This is a genomic window from Labedaea rhizosphaerae (genome assembly GCF_004362825.1).
Taxonomy (GTDB): domain Bacteria; phylum Actinomycetota; class Actinomycetes; order Mycobacteriales; family Pseudonocardiaceae; genus Labedaea; species Labedaea rhizosphaerae.
Map to the genome: position 1 here is coordinate 789,939 of NZ_SNXZ01000002.1, position 16,876 is coordinate 806,814.

9 protein-coding genes are annotated in these 16,876 nt (G+C 72.1%); 2 read left to right on the plus strand and 7 right to left on the minus strand.

Features of this window, described 5'->3' with window-relative positions; genetic code table 11:
* Nucleotides 1–188: 188 nt before the first annotated feature.
* Complete coding sequence (locus EV186_RS12830) at nucleotides 189–2,267, plus strand: helix-turn-helix transcriptional regulator (RefSeq protein ID WP_166659153.1); 2,079 nt, start codon at nucleotides 189–191, stop codon at nucleotides 2,265–2,267.
* Between the two features lie 6 nt (nucleotides 2,268–2,273).
* Here EV186_RS12830 and EV186_RS12835 read toward each other — a convergent pair whose 3' ends face one another.
* Both EV186_RS12835 and EV186_RS12840 read right to left on the minus strand, forming a co-directional pair.
* Entirely contained in the window at nucleotides 2,274–4,604 is a 2,331-nt protein-coding gene (locus tag EV186_RS12835; RefSeq protein WP_133849444.1) for an ATP-binding protein, read from the minus strand.
* A 208-nt stretch (nucleotides 4,605–4,812) separates the two neighbouring features.
* Nucleotides 4,813–7,665 (minus strand): helix-turn-helix transcriptional regulator, encoded by a 2,853-nt coding sequence (locus EV186_RS12840; protein ID WP_133849445.1) that lies wholly within the window; start codon nucleotides 7,663–7,665, stop codon nucleotides 4,813–4,815.
* Nucleotides 7,666–8,154: 489 nt separating this feature from the next.
* Here EV186_RS12840 and EV186_RS12845 point away from each other — a divergent pair, with 489 nt between their 5' ends.
* Entirely contained in the window at nucleotides 8,155–10,872 is a 2,718-nt protein-coding gene (locus EV186_RS12845) for an AfsR/SARP family transcriptional regulator (protein ID WP_133849446.1), read from the plus strand.
* Between the two features lie 75 nt (nucleotides 10,873–10,947).
* Here the strand turns inward: EV186_RS12845 and EV186_RS12850 are convergent, their stop codons facing one another.
* From EV186_RS12850 to EV186_RS12870, 5 genes are all read right to left on the minus strand, one after another.
* Nucleotides 10,948–12,213: a COG1470 family protein gene (locus tag EV186_RS12850; RefSeq protein WP_133849447.1), complete on the minus strand. Its 1,266-nt coding sequence runs from the start codon at nucleotides 12,211–12,213 to the stop codon at nucleotides 10,948–10,950.
* A 112-nt stretch (nucleotides 12,214–12,325) separates the two neighbouring features.
* Nucleotides 12,326–13,957 (minus strand): NADase-type glycan-binding domain-containing protein, encoded by a 1,632-nt coding sequence (locus EV186_RS12855; RefSeq protein WP_133849448.1) that lies wholly within the window; start codon nucleotides 13,955–13,957, stop codon nucleotides 12,326–12,328.
* On the minus strand, nucleotides 13,954–14,520 hold the full coding sequence (locus EV186_RS12860) for a phage tail protein (RefSeq protein ID WP_133849449.1): 567 nt from the start codon (nucleotides 14,518–14,520) through the stop codon (nucleotides 13,954–13,956). The genes EV186_RS12855 and EV186_RS12860 overlap by 4 nt, the downstream gene beginning before the upstream one ends.
* Nucleotides 14,517–16,469: a putative baseplate assembly protein gene (locus EV186_RS12865; protein WP_133849450.1), complete on the minus strand. Its 1,953-nt coding sequence runs from the start codon at nucleotides 16,467–16,469 to the stop codon at nucleotides 14,517–14,519. The genes EV186_RS12860 and EV186_RS12865 overlap by 4 nt, the downstream gene beginning before the upstream one ends.
* Nucleotides 16,469–16,876: a GPW/gp25 family protein gene (locus EV186_RS12870; protein ID WP_133849451.1), complete on the minus strand. Its 408-nt coding sequence runs from the start codon at nucleotides 16,874–16,876 to the stop codon at nucleotides 16,469–16,471. The genes EV186_RS12865 and EV186_RS12870 overlap by 1 nt, the downstream gene beginning before the upstream one ends.

Below are 16,876 nucleotides of genomic sequence, written 5' to 3' on the forward strand. Positions count from 1 at the left end.
CCGGCGCGTTCGGCCGGTCGTCGTCGCGGGCGGTGAACTCGGGCCGTGCGACTTGCGTTTCGCACTTGACGTCACCCCCGGCCGTTCCCGTCGTTTAACCCTGCGCCTGTTGGTGAACACCGCGACGACGTTGGGAGCGAGGGATGCCTCGAGGACCGGGCAGACGCGTGGGCAATCTGCCGGTCCCCATGACGAGTTTCGTCGGCCGCGACTGGGAGTTGGGCGAGACGCGCCGGATCCTGCGCGACGAACGGCTGCTGACCCTCGTCGGCGTCGGCGGGGTCGGGAAGACCAGGCTCGCCACCCAGCTCGGCGCGGGCACGGCCCGGACCTTCCCCGGCGGCGCCTGGCTCGTCGACCTCGCGCCGCTGCGCAACGGGATGGGCCTGCTCGACGCGGTTTCGGCGTCCATCGGGCTCGGCCCGGGCGACGCCGCCGCGGTGGCCGCGCACCTCGACCGCACGAATGCGTTGCTGGTACTGGACAATTGCGAGCACTTGTTGACCGACTGCGTCCGGTTGGTCACCGACCTGCTCCAGCTGACCTCGACCACCAGGATCCTGGCGACCAGCCGCCAGCCGCTGGGCATGCTCGGCGAGCACGTGTTCGAGGTGAAGCCGCTCGAACTACCCGAGCAACCCATCGGATCGCCGCGGCACCTGATGACCTTCGGCGCGATCCGGCTCTTCGTCGACCGCGCGCACTCCGCGGTGCCGGGCTTCGCGCTCTCGCCGGCCACGGCGACCAAGGTGGCGGCGGTCTGCACCCACCTCGACGGCGTGCCGCTGGCGATCGAGCTGACCGCACAACGGTTGCGCACTTCCTCGCTCACCGAACTGCTGCACAAACTGGACGACCGAGACCTGCTCGACCTCAGCAGCCGCGTCGCACACCCGCGGCAGCGCTCGCTACGCGCGCTCAACGACTGGAGCTACGCCCTCTGCACCCCCGCCGAGCGCGAACTCTGGGCCCGGTTGTCGGTCTTCGAAGGCACGTTCGGGCTCGCCGACGCCCAACTGGTCTGCCAAGGCGAGGACATCGCCCGCGACGACGTCCTCGACCTGCTCGCCGAACTGATCGACAAGTCCGTGGTCCTCCGGCGCGACTGCGGCGTCGAGCCCCGGTATCGCCTGACCGAGTCGATCCGGCAGTTCGGTGCGGAGAAGTTGCGACGCGCGGGTGCGCTCGAGCGCTACCGGCAGCGGCACGCGGTCCACTTCGCCGGCGTCGCCGAGCACCTGCTCGACCGCCTGCGCGACGAGGGCATCCCCGGCGTTCACCGGGCGGTGCGACGCGCCCGCCGTGACTTCACCACAGCCGCCGTCCACGTCGTCACCGAGGCCGACTTCCGGTCCCTCGACACGCTCCTGCGCCTGGTGCCGGTCACACCCGGTCAGGCCCTCGCCGATCAGCTCACCGGCGACTACGCCACCGAGTACGCGGCCCTGCGTTCGGCCGCCTGCGGTGACGTCGAAACGGCGTGGGACCAGCTCGGCGCGGCGTTGGGCCGCCACGCCGAACGCGGAGACCAATTCGGTCTGCGCCAATGCATCCGCTTGATGGCCGTGCTCGCCTGGAGCGCCGAGGACGGCTCGGCCGTCCACCGCGTCACCGAGCTGGCGGCACGCATGACCGGCCCGGGCTGGTCGCCGCTGAGCTCCGCCTTGGCCGCGGCCGCCCACCTACGCGACGACGCCGTGGACGCGGCCGAGAAGCTGTTCGCCCAGGCGCTGCTCGACCTGCGCGACACCGGCGATCACTGGTGGCTCGCGTTCTGCCTCGACGGTCTGATCCAGTGCGCCCTGGTGCGCGAGGACCACTCGCGTGCGGCCCGGCTGCTCGGGTTCTGGCGGTCCACTTGGGACTCGGCCGACGCACCGCACCTCGGCGCCAGCGTCGACCCGCACCGCACCCGGGAACGCTTGCTGCGCAGGGAATGCGGTGATCGCCAGTTCGCGGCCGCACGCGCGGCCGGCGCGGCGTTGTCCCTCGACGAGGTCGTCGAGTTCGCGACCGGCACCGCACCGCACCGTCTAGACGAGGGCCGTCTCGACGAGGTCCGGCCGGTCGGCGGCGTACCGCTGACGCCACGCGAGCACCGGGTCGCGGAACTGGTCTGCGAAGGGCTGACCAACCAGGCCATCGGCAACGCCCTGGACATCTCGAAGCGAACCGTCGACGCCCACGTGGAACACATCCTGCGCAAGCTCGGCTTGCTCCGGCGCACGCAGATCGCCACGTGGATCACCCACGAGCGAGCCAGCTGATCCGCGTCACCGCCCGGCCGACGGGCGGTGTTCGGACGTCCAGGCGGCGATCTGCGCGCGGGCGCTGAAGCCGAGCTTCGCCAGGATGTGGCCCACGTGCGTTTCCGCCGTGCGGCGCGCGATCACGAGCGCGTCGGCGATCTCCTGGTTGCTCAGGCCGCGGGCCACGAGGTCGGCGATCTCCAGTTCCCGGGTGGTCAGCGCCGAGTCGCCCCGCGCGGCCCGGCCCGGCGCCTGCCGTGCCGGTTTGCCCGGTGCGGCAAAGGAAATCGCCTGGCTCTCGCTCATCCGGGCGCCCTCGCGGTACCCGGCCTCGAACGCCGCGTCGCCGAGCACCGACCGCGCGACCCGCTCACTGACCTCGTGGTGCTTGCGCAGGTACGCCAGGCCCGACAGCTTGGTGCCGATCGCCTGCCGCGCCGCCTCGGCGGCGCCGAGCAGCCGCGCCGCACGCAGGTGCTCGCCGGCGTCAGCCGCGAGCCACGCGAGGGTCTCCATGCTCAACGCCACCAGCCACTGCTCGCCGGCGTCGGCACCGATGCGCAACGCCTGCATCGCGGGCCCGCTCGCGTCGCCGCGGTCGCGGCGGATGAACCGCTCGATGGCGTCGCACCAGGACAAGTAGGCACCCGTCACCGGGCTCGGGGTCGGGCGCAGCACCATCCGGGTCCGCTTGATCGCGGCCGCGGCTACCGCGTCGCCCGCGAAACAGCGGGCCATGACCCGCTGCAACGCCGAGGCCCGCAGCCCGTTCGGGTTACCGACTTCCTCGTGGCGACGCATGGCGTCGGCGAACCCGTCGACGGCCGCCGCGAACTCGCCGTCGAACAGGTCCGCGAGCGCCGAGAACTGGACCACGTACGCCATGGCCGGCGCGTCACCGAGGCGCTGCGCGAGTGCGCGGGCCTCGTCGAGCAACACCCGCGCGGCCGGGCAGTCGCCCTGCAGCAACGCGAGCCATCCGTTGACCCACAACGCATTCGCCCGGGCCGAAGTGGGCTCGGGCACCTGCGCGAGCACCCGGTCGAGCCACCGGCGGCCTTCGGCCAGCGAGGTGCACCCCCGGCCGTGCACGCACAACGAGGTGGCGAACTCGAGCGCGTCCTGCTGCCCGCCGTCCTCGTTCAGGCAGTAGTCCAGGGCCAGCCGCAGGTTCGGCCCCTCGGCGGCGAACCTGCGGTGCCAGGCGACCTGGTTCGGCCCCACCCACTCCGCTTCCGCCGTGGCCACCAGGTCCTTGAACCAGTCGCGGTGGCGGCGGCGCACCTCGTCGCGCTCACCGGCCTCGGTCAACCGGTCCATGCCGTAGCGGCGGATCGTCTCGAGCATCCAGAACCTGGTCCGCCCGTCGGTCTCCGTGCGCGCGACCACGGACTTGTCCACCAAGCCCGCCAACGCATCCACGATCGTCGTCCCGTCGAACCCGGTGCCGCTCACCGCTTCGGCGGCCGCGAGCTCGAACCCGCCGGTGAACACCGACAGGCGGGCCCACAGCGTGCGTTCCTCGGGCGTGCACAGCTGGTAGCTCCAGTCCATCAGCGCCTGCAGCGTCTGCTGCCGCTTCGGTGCGCCGCGGTTGCCCGTGGTCAGCAGCGAGTACCGGTCCTCGAGCCGGTCGAGCAACTGCGCCAGCGAGAACGACCGCAGCCGGGCCGCGGTCAACTCGATGGCCAGCGGGATCCCGTCCAGCCGGCGGCACACCTCGACCACCAGGTCGTAGTTGCGTTCGTTCAGGGTGAAGCCGGGCTGGATCGCCCGCGCCCGGTCGACGAACAACGCGATCCCGTCGTACTGCTCGAGCGTGCCCGGCCGGGACGCACCACCCGGGCCGGGCACGGCAAGGGCACCGACCGGCAGCGTCCGCTCCCCCGGGAGTTCCAGCGGCTGGCGGCTGGTGGCGAGCACCCGCAGCCCGGCGACGGTGGACAGCAATCGGTCGGCCAGCGCGGCGCACGCGTTGAGGACGTGCTCGCAGTTGTCGAGCACGAGCAGCAGGCGCTTGTCGGCGAGGAAAGCGGTGAGGGCAGCCAGCGGGTGCCCCGCGTCGGCGGGCAAGCCGAACACCGCGGCGATCTTGTCCGCCAGCGCGTCCGGGTCGGGCAGGTCGCCGAGTTCGGCCAGCCAGACACCGTCCGGGAAGGCCGCGCGAAGACCGGCCGCGGCATGCAACGCCAGCCGTGTCTTGCCCACGCCGCCGATGCCGGTCAAGGTCACCAGCCGCGCGCCGTTCAGGGATCGGCGCACCTCGGCCAGCTCGCGTCTTCGACCGACGAAACTCGTCACCTCCGACGGCAGTCGCCGGTCGGGTCGGCGCAGCACGGACGTCGCGGACGTCATAGGACGACCCCCTTCGCTTCGACACGAGGACCGGCGGTGGCCCTCGTGAGCGGCAAGCGAACGTTTTTGACGAATCGACCGCCCTAGGCTAATCGGACGAACCCGCTACGTCTACGGAGCGTGTTGATTTCAACGACATGGCCTAATTCGTCACCCAGGCGGCGCAAGGATTGTCAGGAATAATCTACTCGGTTGCCTTGCGTGTCGATCACCCTTCGGCACCACCGCCGTTCAGCGCAGTGGCCAGTTGATCGCGGTGCCGGATGCCGACCTTTCGGTAGGCACTCGTGAGGTGCACCTCGACCGTCTTCACGGTGATGAACAATTGCTCGGCGATGTTTCGGTTGGTGTTGCCCGCGGCGGCCAGTTCGGCAACCCGGCGTTCACTCGGCGTCAGTGCCGCCGGCCCGGCCGCGACCGGGGACCGGGGCCGGGCGCCGGCCGCGCGCAACTCGGCGCGGGCCTGCTCGACCAACGGCACCGCTCCCGCCGCCTCCGCGATGGCGAGCCCGTCGATCAGCGGCCGCCGCGCGCTCACCCGCGATCCGGCCCGCCGCAACGCCGAGCCGAGCTCGACCAGCGAACGCGCGTACTCGATCCGCGCGGGCGATCCCTCGAGGACCTCGACGGCCTCCTGCAGCAGGGCCAGGCCCGCGGGCCCGCGGCGCACCTGCCCCGCCACCCGCAAGGCCCGGCCGAGCGCACGCGGCGCACCCCACTGCCGGGCAAGCTCCAGGTCCTCGTCCGCGAGCTCCACGGCCTGCCGGCCGCGACCCAGTGCGTGCGCGCACAACGCGGCCTCCAGGCGCCACGAGCTGAACGACGGGACCCGTTGCGCGTCGTGCATCGCGAGGCGTTCACCGGTGGCCAGCGCCATCGCGTACGCCTCCGCGACCTGGCCACGGCGGCGCAACAGGCGCGCCCGCGAATCCAGGTACCAGAACATGGGACCGAAGTGCGGCACCGGATCGGGGAGCCCGAGCGAGTCCAGCGCGGCCTCGGCCTCGTCCAGGCGCCCGCGCTCCATCAGGGTGTCCGCGAGGAAGCACTGCGCCAGCAGGGTCGCGAGCTCCACCCGGGCCGCGTCGGCACTCTGGATACCGGCCTGGATGTCGGCCTCCGCCTCGACCAGCTGCCCGCGCCACAACCACGCGAGCCCCCGCAGCACGTGGGCCGTGGCGATGGTGTTGACGCTGCCGTTCTGGTGCGCCCGGGCCACCACGGCGTCGATGGTGGTGATCGCCTCGTCCCGGTCGGCGTGGATCAGCACGATCCAGCCCACCGGCATGGCGATCGTCTCGGGGTAGACCTGGTCGACGACGCCGCTGTTCAAGCCCTGCAACGCGAGTTCGACGCCGCCCGGGTCGCAGCGCCACGAGCGGTGCGCGGCGAGCAGGCAGTCCAGCGCGCCGCCGCCCGGGCTGGGATGACCGCTCATGGCCAGCGCGGCGTGCCGACGCTCGGCGAGGTCCTGCCGGTTCGGTTGCAGGATCGGGATGAGCAGGAGGTTGGCTTCCAACGGACCACGTTGCGCGGCGTCGCCCGGCGGCAGGTCGGCCAGCGCGTCGAGGCAGACCTGCTCCGCCTCGTCGAATCGCAGCAGGTAGATCAGCGCGGTGCTGAGCAGCACGGCGACCTGCGCGCGTCGTCCGGCCGTCGTGGCGAGCGCGAGCGCCACACGCAGGTCGTCGGCGGCGCGGGCCGTGTCGACCAGGGTCATGATCTTGCCCAGTTCCCACTGCACGTCCGCGCGGATGGCCACCGGTGGCGGCTCGGCCAGGCACCGGCGCAGGTACGTGGCCGCGCTGTCCGGCGAACCGTGGGCCAGGGCTTCCTCGGCGGCCTTGCGCAGGACCTCGACCACGCCGGCGTCGTTGGCCGGCGGCACCCGGAGCAGGTGCGTGGCCACGTGTTCGGCCCGTTCGCGCCGATCGCGCAGCAAGGCAGCCGCCCGGCGGTGCGCGTCCACGCGGTCGGCCGGGTCCATGCCTTCGTACAGGGTCGCCCGCACGACCGGGTGGCCGAACCGGACGCGGTGCAGCCCGACCGCGTGGTCACCGTCCACCTCGGTCCGGAACAGGTCGGCCCGTTCCAGGTCCTGGGCGGCGCGCAGGGCGTCCTCATGCGACAGGCGCGCCAGGTCGGCGGCGTTCTGCAGGGATGCGCCGTCGCCGAGCACCGACACCGCCTGCGCGAGGGCCGTGGCCGCGGGTGGCAGGCGGTTCATCCACAACGAAACGCGCCGCGACACCGCACGCGGGCCGAGGACGTCCACCATGGCCAGGCTCGCGGCGGTGGGGACCAGACCCTCGGCCTTGATCGTCACCGCGAGGTCGTGCAGCAGCAGCGGATTGCCTTGCGTGGCCGAATGGCACGCGTTCAGGAACGCCTGCTCACCGGCCCCGGCCAGCACGCCACGCACGAGGTGCCCGCTCGCCTCCTTGGTCAGCGGGGCCGGGCGCAGCACGGTGCACCCCGGGTCCGTGACGATCTGGTTCAGCAGGTGCTGCGGGGCGTTGTGCTCCCCGGGGCGCAAGGCGACCAGCACCGCCACCGGCAACGCACCCAGCCGCGGCAACAGGTACGCGAGGAACCGCAGGGACGCGGCATCGGCCCAGTGCAGGTCGTCGAGGACCAGCGCGATCGGGCGCGCCTCGCACAGGTTCGCCGTCAGCCAGAACAGGCCGTGCAGGATGGCGTAGTCACCTGGTGCCTCGCCGTAGTCGCCCGCGTCGGACAGCACCGCCGCGGCACCCTTGCCCGCGGCACCTTTGAGCAAGCGCGCGCGCTCGTCGGGCGCGGCGCGGACGAGGTGCGGCTCGTACAGCTGGCGCACCAGGCCGAACGCGATGTCCTCCTCGAGCTCCGACCCGCGTCCGGTGTAGACGTCGAAGCCGGCGGCCGTGGCGGCGCCGACCGCCTCGGCGAGCAACCGGGTCTTGCCGAGGCCGGCCGCACCGACGATCGCGGTGAGGCCGCCGCCGCCCCGAGCCGCGGCGTCCACTGCGGACGCCAAGGCCGCCAATTCGGCGTCTCTTTCCAGCAATTGCGGGGCGGCCATGACGAAATCCTACTGTCTTCGCCCGATCATGGTGCTTACTCACTGTAGTCATTTCTAGCGGGATTCCCCCATCATCGGGCAATAGGCGGCAGGAGTCGCCTCGCTCCGGAGCAAGTCGAGGAGCGTGACGAATCCACCCGGCGAAGAAGCCGCCGAATACCGCGAAGTCGCGTCCGTCCAATGGATTCCCAACCAATGGGACAACCGCGAGCGCCAGGTGCGTACCGGGCATCACCGGTTTGCCGCCGGCGGCGCACCCCGGACGGTCCTAGGGTGTCCCCGGGCTTGCTGACCTCAAGTCACCAAGACGAGCAGGCAACTGTGCATTTGGGCCGATCAGGTGGCTCGCGCCGCCGCGTCGAGCCCGTCGGGGTTGCCCCCACGGGTACCCCAACGTCCCTGGTCACACCCCTAGACGGGACCGCCGAACATACGTGTTCGCGTAGGTACTTTCCTGGTCGTGTCGGCACGTACGGCCCCATTTGACTCATGGCCGTGACTTTGGTGCCGTCTGAGTGGCTCGACTCCCCGATGACGCTGTCCCGGACCACCGGGCGGCTGCACCGGGACGAACTCATCGTCAAAGCGGATCTCCTCGCCTCCGCGCGGGCCTGTCTGGTGGTCGGCCCCGCCGGCTCCGGCAAGTCGGTGCTCCTGGAGCAACTCGCGATGCTGGCACCGCCCGGCCAGGTCGTGCTGTCGTGCCCGCTCGGCGCGCACGTGCGCACGGAGGCCGAGCTGGTCGCTCGCTTGGCCCGGGTCCTGCACGTGGTCGTCCCGCGGCGCGTGGATGCCCTGCTCGATGCCCTCGCGGGCACGGACATGGCGAACGTCGTGCTTCACCTGGACGACACGCACACGATCACCGCGACCCCGGCCGAGCACGCGCTGGCGCGGTTCATCGCCGAGGCGCCGCCGTCGCTGCGGTTCGTCCTCGCCGGACGCGACGAGCGGGTCGCGGGCCTGGGTGGCGACGTTCCTCGCATCGACCACGACGACCTCCGGCTGCGCGAGCACGAGGTGGCCCAGCTGTTCGCCCAGGTGTACCGGGCCCCGCTCGCCCCGGAGCTCGCCGCCGAGTTGTGCGACCGGACCGAAGGCCACCTCGGGATCGTGCGGTTGCTGCACGCCGACACGGCCCTCCTGCCTGCCGCCGAACGGATCGCGGCGCTCAAGGCGGCGCACTCCCCCAGCCTCGCGACGTTCCTCACCCGCGAGGTGCTCGACCCGTTGCCGACCGCGCTGCGGGAGTTCATGATCGCGGCGAGCCCGCTCGGCGTGCTGGACGGACCGCTCTGCGACGCCGCCCTGAGCCGCACCGACAGCCACCGCCTCCTCGCCGAACTGACCGCGCGGCAGGCGCTGACCTTCCGAGTTCGCCACGGCGGTGGCTCGCACCGGTTCCACGGCCTGCTGCAGCGACACCTCGAACAACTGCTGGTCGAGCGGACCGGCGCGCGGCGCGCCCACCAGGCCTACCGAAGCGCGGCCGTGCACCTCGCCGAGGCCGGCCGGTGGACCGACGCGTACCGCTGCCACGCTCGTGCGGGCGACTGGGTTGCCGCGGCCGGTGTCCTGCACCGCTTCGGCGCGCAGTCCGTCCAAAACAAGACCGACGACCCGTGGGTGGCACTCGCCGAGGCCCGCAGACTGCGGGGCGAGGGCCGGTTGGACGAGGCCCTCGAGAACTACGCGCGCGCCGAGACGGCGCTGCCGGATCCCGTGCAGCGCTGGCAATGCGCGCTCGAGCGATCCGGCGTGGCACGCTGGGCCGGCCGTCCCGTCCACCCGCTGGTGGGCGACATCTGCGGCCACGTCGCCGACGCCGTGCGCAGCCACCCGGCCAAGCTGTTGAACCGCGCGGTGCCCGCGCACAGTCCGGAGTGGACACTGGGCCGAGCGGTCGCGGCGATGCTGGACGGCAGGCCGTCGCTGGCCCTCGAGCTCTGCGGCCCGTTGACCGCGGGGCCGCCCGGCTTCGTCACGCTGGCGAGCAGGCTCCTGGTCGCCGCGCTGGGTGCGATCGCGCGCGGGACCGGCACGGTTTCGGACTTCGCGGAGCTGGCCGCTGACTGCGAACGCGCGGGCTGGCTGTGGCTCGCCCGCGTGGCCCGCGCCGCCACCGCCGTGATCGACCCGGACGGCTGCGCCGACGCCGCGGCCATCGTGGAAGAGTGCTCCGGCATCGGCGACAAGTGGGGTGCCTTGCTGGCCGGTGCCTTCCTTGCCGTAGGCCGGTTGCGGGCCGACCAGGACGCGATCGGCGCGCTCTCGACCGCGTCGATGCGCGCGCGTGCGCTGGACGCCCGGGTGCCGCAGGCTTGGTTGCACCTGGTGCTGGTCGACGAACTGGAGCGCCGCGGTGACCGCCGGGTGGCGGTGGAACGCGCGGAGGTCGAACGCCTGCTCGCCGCCGCCGTGCTGGACCGCGCCCGCGAGCACGGGTCGAAGCTGCTGGCGGTGTTGCGCGCGCCCGCCGCCGCTCCGGCGCCCTGCGCTGGGGGCGAACCGCTGGTCGTGGTGCGCTGCCTGGGCAGCTACACGGTGACCATCGGCGGGACCGAGGTCGACCTGAGCGGGCTGCGGGCCCAGGCCCGGCGCGTGCTCCGGATGCTGACGCTCCACTGTGGACAGCCGGTCCACGAGGAGCGGCTCGTGACCGCCCTGTGGCCGGACAGCCCGGCCGAGCGGACCAAGCACCGGTTGCAGGTGGCCATCTCCAGCCTGCGTGCGTTGCTGCGCAAGCACTTGCCGCCCGGGCACGGGATCGTCCGGCAGGGCAACGCCTACCTGTTGCGCCTGCCCGCGGGCAGCCTCGTCGACGTCCTCGAGTTCACCGACACCGCGCACCGCTGGCGGACCGCTCGACGAGCCGGGGACAATGCCACCGCGACCGCGCTGGGCCAGCGCCTGCTCGAGTTGTACCACGGCGAGCTGCTCACCGAGGAGGGCGCCGAGGAGTGGCTGCTCGCCCAGCGCGAGGCCCTGCGCGGCCTGGCCGCCGGTGCGGCGGTCGTGCTGGCCCACGCCGCCATGGCCGGCGGTGACTGGGGCGCGGCCATCGAAGCGTGCGAGCGCGGCGTCACCATCGACGACCTGGACAGTCGACTGTGGACAATGCTGGCCGCCGCTCGGCTGCGCACCGGCAACCACGCCGCCGCCGTCCGCGCCGAGGACACCTACCGAACCCTGGTGGCCGAGGCCTGACGCAGCCACGGGCGGGCCGAACCAAACCGCTCCCGGCGCCGATCCGGCGCCGGGAGCTCTCGTGCGGCAACGGGATCAACGGACCAGGGCGGCGGTGAACTGGCCGCTCGGCGTGCATGCGCCTCGCCTGTTCGTACACGAAACGGCCATGGTCACCCGATCACCCGGGGCCACCAGCGGCGGATCCGGCAACTGCACGGCGAACTCGCCGTGCACCTGCGCCAGGTCGTACGTGCCGAGAACCTGGTTGCCGTGGCGGAGCTGGACCTGGCCGGTGTCGGCGGCCGGGTTGTGCAGCACGACCGACGTGACCCGGTAGTTCGGGCCGGCGGGTACGACGTAGGAGAACAGCTGCGGGCCGCCGCCCACGTTGGGGTAGGCGCCGGAGTTGATGGTGAACGTCGTGGTGTTCGACCGGTTGGACGCGTCGTCGCCGCTGCCGTTGCCACCGCCGTTCCCGTTGGCGTTGTTGACTCCCCCGCCCGGCTTCGTCGGCTTGGCCGTGGTGGTGGGACGGGGACGCGTGCTGGTCGTGGTCGGGGTCGCCGACGTCGAGGTCGGGGTGCTGGTCACCGAGGGCGAGATGGTGGCGATCGAGACCGGCTTCTGCCGCAACAAGAAGGTGATGAGCAGGACGAGCATCAACATCAGCGTGAACAACATCGCGATGAGCCAGTACACCCGCCGCGGGATCAGCGGTCCCTGGTTGAACGCGCCCGGCACGTCGATGGGCTCGTGGTCCTTGGCGACGACGTGCGCGGTGAACGGCAGCAACCGTTCGGGGCCCTTCCAGAAGTACCGCTTCGGCCGGGCCCGGATGCGCACGAGCGTGGCCGTGCCCGGTTCGAGCATAGGGGCGTGCGGGCGCACCCGGAACGTCAGCTTCGCGTCCGGGTCCGTCGCGCTCACCTCGGCCCGGTGGCTGTGGTTGCCGTAGTTGTCGATGGCGATCGTGTGCCTGCCGGTCCGCCTTCCGTTCGAGGTCTCCGGCACCATCACCGCGTCGAGCTCAGTGAACGGGTCGACGGTCACGGTGCCCTCTTGCACCACCGAGCCGCCCGGATCCTCTCGCGAGGACACCTGCAGGGCGAACGGGTGCTCGCCGGCCAGCACCTCCCAGGACCGCGGCGGCATGAAGGTCAGCTCGACGCTGACCTCCTGCTGGGGCATGAGGTTCACCCGCGCGGGCTTGATCTGGGTCCAGTCGGCGACGTCGCCGCGCACGGCGAAGACGAACTGGTCGACGACGGCCGAACTGTTGCGCACCAGCACGTGGCACCGCGCCCCCGCGCCGGGGGCGACCCGGACCTCCGTCGTGCGAAGAGTCGCGCTCACTGCCATGGCACTCAGGCTCCCCGATGTCGGTCGCGTGATCAGCGCGGACGCAGCCAGCTCCCCGGCCAGGGAAAGCTGTCCTGGCGGGCGGAGACCGTTGCCCGCCAGGACACCGCACTCACTTGAGGGCGAAGAACTCCACCTCGCTGATGGCGACGGTGTCGCGCTGCGTGCCGTTGTAGACGTCCACCACCTCCAGGGTCACCGACGAGACGAGCGTGGTGTTCTTCAGCTGGATCGTCTGCGGTGTCGAGCTGTCGGTCGGGGTGACGGTCTCGCTCTTGCCAGTGTTGTAGGTCAGCCGCAGGATCGACGGCCGGCCGTCCTCGGCGAACGAGTTGCTCGAACCGGAGTACAGGATGATGTTGCGCAACAGGACGCTGTCGTCGAACCGGTAGGTGATCTTCGGCTTGTCGCGGTCCGCCTCGGCGATCCAGTACGTGTCCTTGTAGGTGTCCACGGTCAGGTTGGCGCCGTGGCCCGGGTTCGCCGTGCTCGACTGCACCACCGACGGCCGCACCGGGTCCATGGTGGGCACGATCTTGCGGTACAGCGCGACCGCGTTGTCCCGCACGGTCTCCCGGAACGGCGGGTACGCGATGAACATCAACCCGAGGAACACGCCGACCACCAACACGACCGCGCGCAGGCGGCGCACGAGCTGCCGGGTCTGACCCGCCCGGTGCTCACGCGTGCCCTTGGCCCCCGGCCGGGTGCCCAGCGGCAGCTTCTTCTTGCGGCGGCGGAAGATCCGCCGCCACCACACCAGGTGGACCACGCCGGCGTCGGCCAGCGACTCACCACAGCGGCTGCAGAAGTTGCGGGTGGGCGCGTTGCCCTCGCCGCAGACCGCGCAGACCAGGTCCCCCGGCTCGAGCCGGCGGGTGGGCTTGGTCCGCACGATCGCCCGGGTCTTCTTGATCGCGGGGGCGGGGGCGACCTCCGGCGGTTGCTCGGGCCGGGCCTCGGCCAACCCGCTCACCGGCACGGCGAGCGACGCGACCAGCTCCGGGTCCACCGTCGGCTTTGCCGCCTGCTCCGGTGCGGCCACGGCGATGCTCCCGCCGGGTGGGGGCGGAAGCGTCGACCCGCCGGGCAGCGACGGCTTCGGCGCCGCGGGCGGCGGCGGCAGCTTGGCCGCGGGTGGCGGCGGTACCGCCTTGGCCGCCGGTGGGGGCGGTGCCGCGGCGGGTGCCGGTGGCACGGCCGCACCAGGCGGTGGCGGCAGCGCTGCACCAGGGGGCGGTGGCAGGGCCGCCCCCGGCGGTGGCGGGAGTGCCTTGCCGGGCGGCGGTGGCAACGCCTTCGCAGCCCCGGGTGGCGGCGGCAGGGCGGCGGCCGCACCGGGCGGTGGCGGGAGCGCGGCCTTGGCACCGGGTGGCGGTGGCAGAGCGGGTGGCGCGGCCGCTCCTCCCGGCGGTGGTGGCAGTGGCGGTGGAGCACCGGCCGGGGCGGGCGCGGGCACCGGTACCGGCTCGCTCGACGCCCACGCGGCGACCGCCGTGGCCGTGTTGCCTTCGTGCCGCGGTGCCACGTAAACCCGCTCGGGAAACCAGGACTGGATACGCTTGCGCACCCGTTGCCACCACGTCAGGCGTTCCTCGACCGGCGGTGGCGGCTCCTCGACGACGGTGATGACCTCCGGTGGCGGCGCGACCTTCTCCCCGTTCCACTCGAGGAACTTCCCGCAGTCGCCGCAGAACGCGTAGCTGTCGTCGTTCTGGTTGCCGCACATGGTGCAGATGATCATTCGATCACCTCCAGGCTGTGCCTCACGTGCACTGGTTTCGCGGCTCGGATGACCGCGGCGACGGCCGCCTCGGACACCGTGCCCGGCTGAGCGGGCCGCACGATGACGTGCACCCAGTGGTCCACGTCGGTCGGCGGGTCCGGGCGCGGGCGCAGCGACCAGGAGATCCCGCCGCTCTCGCTGATCTCCACCTCGCCGTCGATCACGACGTCGAGGTGGCGGCGCAGGCCGGCCATCGTGCCGCGCATCCGGAACAGGTCGACCGCCTCGGCGACCACGGCCCGTTGCGCGGACATCGGCCAGCTGTCGTCCAGCAGCACGCCGAACCAGCTCGACAGCCAGCGCACGAACTCCTCCGGCGCGAGCATCGGGTCGATGTAGCCGTGCACGCAGTCGATCATGTTGATGAAGGGCGCGAGCACGTCGTCGAACCCCGCGGTCCACCGCACGGCGAACGGGCTGTCGGCGAAGACCGACGGCAGGTAGTTGATCAACGGGTACGGCGAGGGCAGGTCCGGCGGTGTCCACGCCCGGGGCACCCGGGTCAGGTCGGTGGCGGTCATGACGTCTCCACCCGGACCTGGTGGTCGTAGGAGAACACGAGCCCGCCCGGTCCGACCGGCAGCCGCTTGACCTCGGCGCCGCGTTCCCCGGTCACCGGGTTGGCGCCGTAGATCCGGACGTCCTCCACCACGTCGACCCCTTGCACCCGTTGCAGCAGCGCGAAGATCTCGCCGTGCGCGAGGCGGCGCCCGAATGCCCACCCGGCGCCCTCGTCCCCGCCGGTCAACGGGTTCAGGTAGCCGTAGAGCGCGTCCAGCGCCCGCGCGCGCACGACCTCCGGGTCGAGCCGGGTGCGGGCGATGAGCCGGGCGATCACCGTGACCCCTCGGTAGCGCGGCGGCTCGACCAGGACGCGGGTCCCGACCAACCGGACTTCCTCCAGGCGGCGCGAGATCCGTGCCAGGGTGCTCTCCGACGGCACGAGGTCGGCGAAGAGCAGTTGCCCGTTCTTGTGGGCGGCGGCCGGCACCACGAGCACCTTCACCGCGCCACTGGACACGTCGTCCTCGCCCGCGGTGAAGCAGTGGATGCGCGCGACCTCCGGCGCGGCCTCACGCGCGATCGCCTCGTAGTCCTCGGCGGTGACCGCGCGGCTGCGGGTGCGCAGCATGATCGGGCCGCGGGCCTTGGCCTGTTCCAGCGTCTCGCCGTCGACCCCGCCCGCGGACGGGTGCAGGTTGGTGATGCCCGAGACGAACGGGATCGACGACTTGAGCGTGTCCAGCGCGTGCCGGGCCACGTTGCCACGCACCCCGCCACCGCAGAAGTAGCGGCGCATCCGCACCCGTGCACCGCGTGGGGGCACGGCGCCGTACTGGTGCAGGCGCCGGTCGGGCAGCCGCACCGCGGGGCCGAACTCGATCTCGCCGCTGACCCCGTCGAGCACGAAGTGCCGGTCGTCGGGCCCGCTGGTGGCGAAGTTCTCCACCCGCGTCCACTCCTGCCAGCCCGCGTCGTCGACGACCTCGAGCACCGCGGGGTGCGCCCCGCCCAGCACCGGGGTACGCGCGAGCTGGAACCGTTGCCCGGGAACGCCTTCGGACTCGCCGAGGTCCTCGAACTCCACGATCTCGCCGTGCAGCGCCTTCGCCGTCGCACCCACCGTGGCCGCGGCGAGCGAGCGGACCCGCGGTGAGGAGCTGTAGGTGGGCTGACCCGGCAGTGGTTCGATCACGCGGACCCGCACCCACGCCGCCCGCTGGTCGTCGATGATGCTCGTCTCGTGGCCGCCGGGCAGGTGGATCACGATGCGGCCCGGACGGTTCAGACCGCCGGTCTGGTCGGTGGTCACCTCGCACTCGACCCAGTCCTCGCCGCACCACGCCTCCCAGACCAGCGGCGGGTGCAGCGGGTTGACGCCGACCCCGGCGCTGTCGCCGACGAAGTCGATGCGCAGCGCGCAGTTGGGCGCCGGCGCCACGAGCCCGAGCAGCAACGCGTCGTCGAGCTGCGGTGGTTCGTCGAACGCGTCGAACTCCTCACCCAGCTCGAAGGCCGGGGTCTGGTTGGTGCTCGCCACGTCCGACCCGGTCACCCGGCGCACGGCGCTGATCGCCGTCGGCACCACGGGGAGGTCGGCCAGCGTCGAGAAGATGATCGATTCCTCGCTCTCGGTGCGCGTCGTCGACACCTTGGTGCCCCGCCGGATCACCAGCGGCGCGCGGGCCGGGGTGGACAGCCAGAACGTCACCGGCACCTCGGCCGGCGTCGGCGGCATCATGCGCAACCCCAGCAGCTCCAGGAACTTCACGTACAGCCGGTCGGGCACCCGGTTGAGCCGGTAGCACAGGTGCTCGGTCATGAACGCGAACGTCTCGATCAGCGTCACGCCGGGGTCGGACACGTTGTGGTCCGTCCACTCCGGACAGCGTTGCTGCACGTACCGTTTGGCGTCATCCACGAAGTCCTGGAACCGGCGGTCGTCCAGGCTCGGGGCGGGCAGCACCATCAGTAGTCCCCCTCGTCGGGAATCGTGTAGAAGGGGTAGACCAGGTTTCGCCGGTCGTTCTCGCCCTTGACGACGTAGGTGATGTCGATCAGCAACAGGTTCTCCTGGTTCGGCGCCGGGTAGACGGTGACGTCACCGACGTCCACGCGCGGTTCCCAGATCCGAAGGGAGGCACGGACTTCGCAGTCGATCGCGGAGAAGGTCTGCTCGCTCGCCCCGTCGAAGGCGAAGTCGCGCAAGCGCGCGCCGAACGCGGGCCGGAAGGGCCGCTCCCCCGGGTAGGTGGACAGCACCAGCGCCATCGCCTGCTCCAGCTTGCGCGGCCCGCCGAGGGTGGCGATCGTGCCGTTGGCGGTCACGTCGAGCGGGAACGCCCAACCACGACCGATGAACTCGTCGTCGTTCAT

Coding starts and splice junctions, on each gene's coding strand:
- EV186_RS12830 (WP_166659153.1), top strand. CDS start 189: ATGACGAGTTTCGTCGGCCGCGACTGGGAGTTGGGCGAGACGCGCCGG.
- EV186_RS12835 (WP_133849444.1), bottom strand. CDS start 4,604: ATGACGTCCGCGACGTCCGTGCTGCGCCGACCCGACCGGCGACTGCCG.
- EV186_RS12840 (WP_133849445.1), bottom strand. CDS start 7,665: ATGGCCGCCCCGCAATTGCTGGAAAGAGACGCCGAATTGGCGGCCTTG.
- EV186_RS12845 (WP_133849446.1), top strand. CDS start 8,155: ATGGCCGTGACTTTGGTGCCGTCTGAGTGGCTCGACTCCCCGATGACG.
- EV186_RS12850 (WP_133849447.1), bottom strand. CDS start 12,213: ATGGCAGTGAGCGCGACTCTTCGCACGACGGAGGTCCGGGTCGCCCCC.
- EV186_RS12855 (WP_133849448.1), bottom strand. CDS start 13,957: ATGATCATCTGCACCATGTGCGGCAACCAGAACGACGACAGCTACGCG.
- EV186_RS12860 (WP_133849449.1), bottom strand. CDS start 14,520: ATGACCGCCACCGACCTGACCCGGGTGCCCCGGGCGTGGACACCGCCG.
- EV186_RS12865 (WP_133849450.1), bottom strand. CDS start 16,469: ATGGTGCTGCCCGCCCCGAGCCTGGACGACCGCCGGTTCCAGGACTTC.
- EV186_RS12870 (WP_133849451.1), bottom strand. CDS start 16,876: ATGAACGACGACGAGTTCATCGGTCGTGGTTGGGCGTTCCCGCTCGAC.